2 protein-coding genes are annotated in these 3,750 nt (G+C 58.4%); both read left to right on the top strand.

Going from position 1 to position 3,750, the window contains the following annotated elements; genetic code table 11:
* Positions 1–2,091, top strand: a 2,091-nt coding sequence (locus VG146_13085) for a tetratricopeptide repeat protein (protein ID HEV2393282.1), incomplete at its 5' end; no start/stop codon positions are given.
* A gap of 7 nt (positions 2,092–2,098) precedes the next feature.
* Positions 2,099–3,517, top strand: coding sequence for a glycosyltransferase (locus VG146_13080; protein ID HEV2393281.1), 1,419 nt, complete (start codon positions 2,099–2,101; stop codon positions 3,515–3,517).
* Positions 3,518–3,750 lie beyond the last annotated feature (233 nt).

Raw genomic sequence — 3,750 nt, 5'->3', positions numbered from 1 at the left:
GGCATCGTCGCGATGACGCCGCATGCGGCCGTTCTCGAAGGAAGCCAAGACCAAGACGTTCTGAGGAGCCGAATGCGTTGGGTGCTCGCCGGATTGACGGCGCTGGTCTATTGGCGCGTGTCGTCGCACGGGTTCATCAACTACGATGACCCGGTGTTTGTCTCGCTTAACCCGCACGTCTATTCGGGTCTGAGCTTCAAGAACCTGGTATGGGCGTTTACGACCCTTAATGGTGATGCCACTTCATACCAGCCGCTGACCTGGTTGACACACCAGTTGGACTGCCAGTTGTTTGGCCTGCGAGCCGGCCCCCAGCATTTGACGAGCCTCTGGTTGCATATCGCCAACTCAGTGTTGCTGTTCACCCTGCTGGACACGCTGACCAACAAGCCCTGGCGGAGCGCTATTGTCGCCGCGCTATTCGCCCTCCATCCCCTGCACATAGAAACGGTCGCTTGGATTTCGGAAAGGAAGACCCTCGTGTGCGTCTTTTTCTGGCTGCTCACGACCCAGGCCTACGTGCGTTACACGCGGGTTGGCGGGCGCTGGAATTACATGCTCGTGCTCGCGCTGTATGCCGCTGCGCTGCTCTCCAAGCCAATCGCAGTGAGCCTGCCGATTACGCTGTTTTTGTTGGACTATTGGCCGCTGAACCGGCTTCGTTTCGAGCGGTGCCTTTATGACTCAACCCCCTCTGGCGCTTTCAGCGGTGAAACGGCCGCCCTGGGGTCTGGGAACTCGGGGCCGCAGGATGGATTTAGTTCCGGGCGGCTGGCTGAAGTCACGGTTAGGCCGGCTGAAGCCGGCGTTCCGGATAGGCTCGGAACCGGGCCTTCAGGCCACAACACCCTGATCGATCAAGGTATGGGCTGCTGCCATAAGCCGGCCCCGGAAAGCCTTTCAGCGGCGCATCAAAGCCCGGCCGCATCGAGCGGGGCGGCTGGGCCAAACCGTATTGGCGGCCATGCGCCCTCGCTCCCGCGAATTCGGCAATTACTGTTGGGTATCCCCGTCCTCGAGAAAGCGCCGCTGTTTCTGCTCTCTGCCGCTGCCTGTTGGGTGACGGTGCTGGCCCAGGAAGACCTGGGGGCCACCAGGTCACTTCAGGATTTTCCTCTTACTCCCCGCCTCCACAACAGCGTGGTTGCCTGCGCGCTTTACCTTCGGAAAATGATTTGGCCAGTGGACCTGGCGCCCATTTATCCGCTTAGGGATTGGCCTTGGTGGTGGGTCGCTCTTTCCGGTTTCGTGCTAGCCTCTATCTCACTCTGGGTTCTCACGCAGGCCCGAAAGCGGCGATACTTGCTGGTCGGGTGGTTATGGTATCTGGTTACAATCCTGCCGACCATCGGCCTGGTCCAGGTTGGCTCGCAATCATTAGCCGACCGCTACAGTTACGTGCCGCTCGTTGGGGTGTTCCTACTGGTCGTGTGGCAGGTCTCAGAATTGGCCCCGCAGAGGGCGGCAGCCAGGCTAATGCTTCGGGTTGGGGCTGCCGGTGTGCTGATGGCCTGCGCAGTGTCCACGCTTATCATGGTTCAAAACTGGGAAACCAGCCTGCGATTATTCCAACATGCCGTTCGCGTCACGAAGGGCAATTTCATTGCATATTGCCAGCTTGCGCTGGCTTTCGTTGACACTGGCAATCTCCCCGAGGGCGAGAGGTTATTGCGAGAATCTCTTAAGATTATGCCCGACCAGCTTGTGAGCGAAAGCTGCCTTGGCGATGTATTGTTTCGCCAGGGAAAAAGCCGCGAGGCTTTCGAGCATTACTCGCGCGCGCTGCGCTTGAAGCCTTCTGATGCCGATATTCATGCACGACTAGCGGACCTTTTCTTTCATACGAAGGACCCGGTCTTCCACGACCCTGCCAAGGCCCTTCGAGAGGCGCGCCTGGCCTGCCAATTGAGCCATTATCACAAGCAAAGGCCACTTCGCGAATTGGCGCTGGTATGCGCTGAGAACCACCGGTTCAAGGAGGCTGCGGATGCGGCGCAGAAGGTGCTGGCTCTTTGTGTTGGGGCTCAGGAGACTGAGAGCGCGACTCGGCTTGAAACGGAGGTCCGCAGGATGGAAATGGCCAATCGATGATGAGCCCATGCCAGATCGGACAAAAATCCTGATTGTTACTGACAGCCCGGTTTTGCCGACGGGCATGGCGGAGGCCACTCGGCTCATTTTCGGCGGTCTGCTGGCAAAATACACGGGGTGCTACGAACTGCACCAACTCGGTTTATTCCAATGCTACGCCGTGACCACGCCCCAATGGCCGGTTTATCCGACCATGACGATCAAGAACCGCCAGGGGAAACTGGAATTCAGCGCCGAGGACAAGCATGGAGCGAAAACTTTCTTCCGCCTGCTTCCAAAGGTTCAACCCGACATTGTTTTTGCATTCGGCGATCCTCAGACTGTCCTGTATTTGAGCCTGCCGCCCAAGGACCGCCGCTACAAGTTGATTCTCTACATTAATTTCGACGGATTACCAATGGTGCCTGGATATGGCGATATTCTGAATCGTGCGGACCTCATTTTCACGAAGAGCGAGTTTTCGATGGAGGTGCTGGCACGATGCATGCCGATGGTGGAGCGCGAAAAGCTCGGCTACCGTTACAGCCCCGCCGACCTGGAACGGTTTGCGCCGGTGCCGGAGGCCACGCGGGCCGAGATGCGGCAGGACCTGTTCCCGTCCTGGATGCCGCCGGACGCTTTTGTGCTGGGCTGGATAGGGCGTAATCAATGGCGCAAGCAAGTCTGGCTTTTGTACAAAGTCCTGCATTATCTGCGCACCGGCGAATACCTTGTCTGCCGGACGTGCGGGCGGGTGAGTCCCTTTGAATGGGACCCGACGCGGCAAGCCCCGGTGAACCCGGGCGGTTTGATGTCGCTCGTTACGGAGTCGCGCCCGGACTACGGCCACGACAACTGTGGCCATTGTGGCTCGAGTCAAGTGGAGCAGGCCAGCCCTTTTTTGGACCTTTTCCTGTGGTGCCACATGCCCGAGGAACCCGAGGAGGCATGGCCTTTGCGCGCTATCGAAGAGCAGTTTGGGCTGAGGCGTGACCGTGACCTTTATTACACACCCGAGCATGGACACAAATCAGCCCTGGCGCCCGAAGACATGCCGATGCTTTACCGGATATGGGACTGCCTGCTGTTTCTGAGCGGGGGCGAAGGATTCGGGCTGCCGGCCTGGGAGGCGATGTGCGCAGCAATACCAGTGATTTACACGAACTATTCCTCGCACGCTGAATTCCTGGGTCGCGCCCAGGCGGGACTGCCGGTTGGCGGGATATTGCAACCAGAACCAAAGACCTGCATTTGGCGGATGGTGGCTGACGTTGGCCAAACGATAGAGGCGGTGCGGCGTTTGTACTTCAACCGCAAGGCGGGCCGGCAGCTTGGCGAAAACGGGCGAAATTTTGTCCGCCAATTCAACATTGGAACGCAGGCCGAGGCCTGGCATCGGACGTTTCAGAAACTTGTCCAACCGTGTCGCGCGATGAATTTGGCGTAATCATTCAGACAGCGCAGGGATGAGCTCCTGCGAGTCCCCATCTTTTTCTGCCCAAGCGACACTGCCTTGATGGATTAACGGTTCTTGCATTGTCCCAAATCCGCACGTAAGGAAAGACGACAGCAGTGCATCCGTCTTTTGCGACGCACAAGCCGACTCAAAAGTCAGTTCAGCTGAGGTTATGGCAACCGGCGAGGGGTTTTCCTGTGCCGCAGCGAGTGATTTCTACCGGG

This window comes from Verrucomicrobiia bacterium, from assembly GCA_035946615.1.
GTDB lineage: Bacteria > Verrucomicrobiota > Verrucomicrobiia > Limisphaerales > UBA8199 > DASYZB01.
The sequence above is the reverse complement of the archived record's forward strand: the minus strand, read 5'-3'. Positions and strand labels throughout refer to the sequence as shown.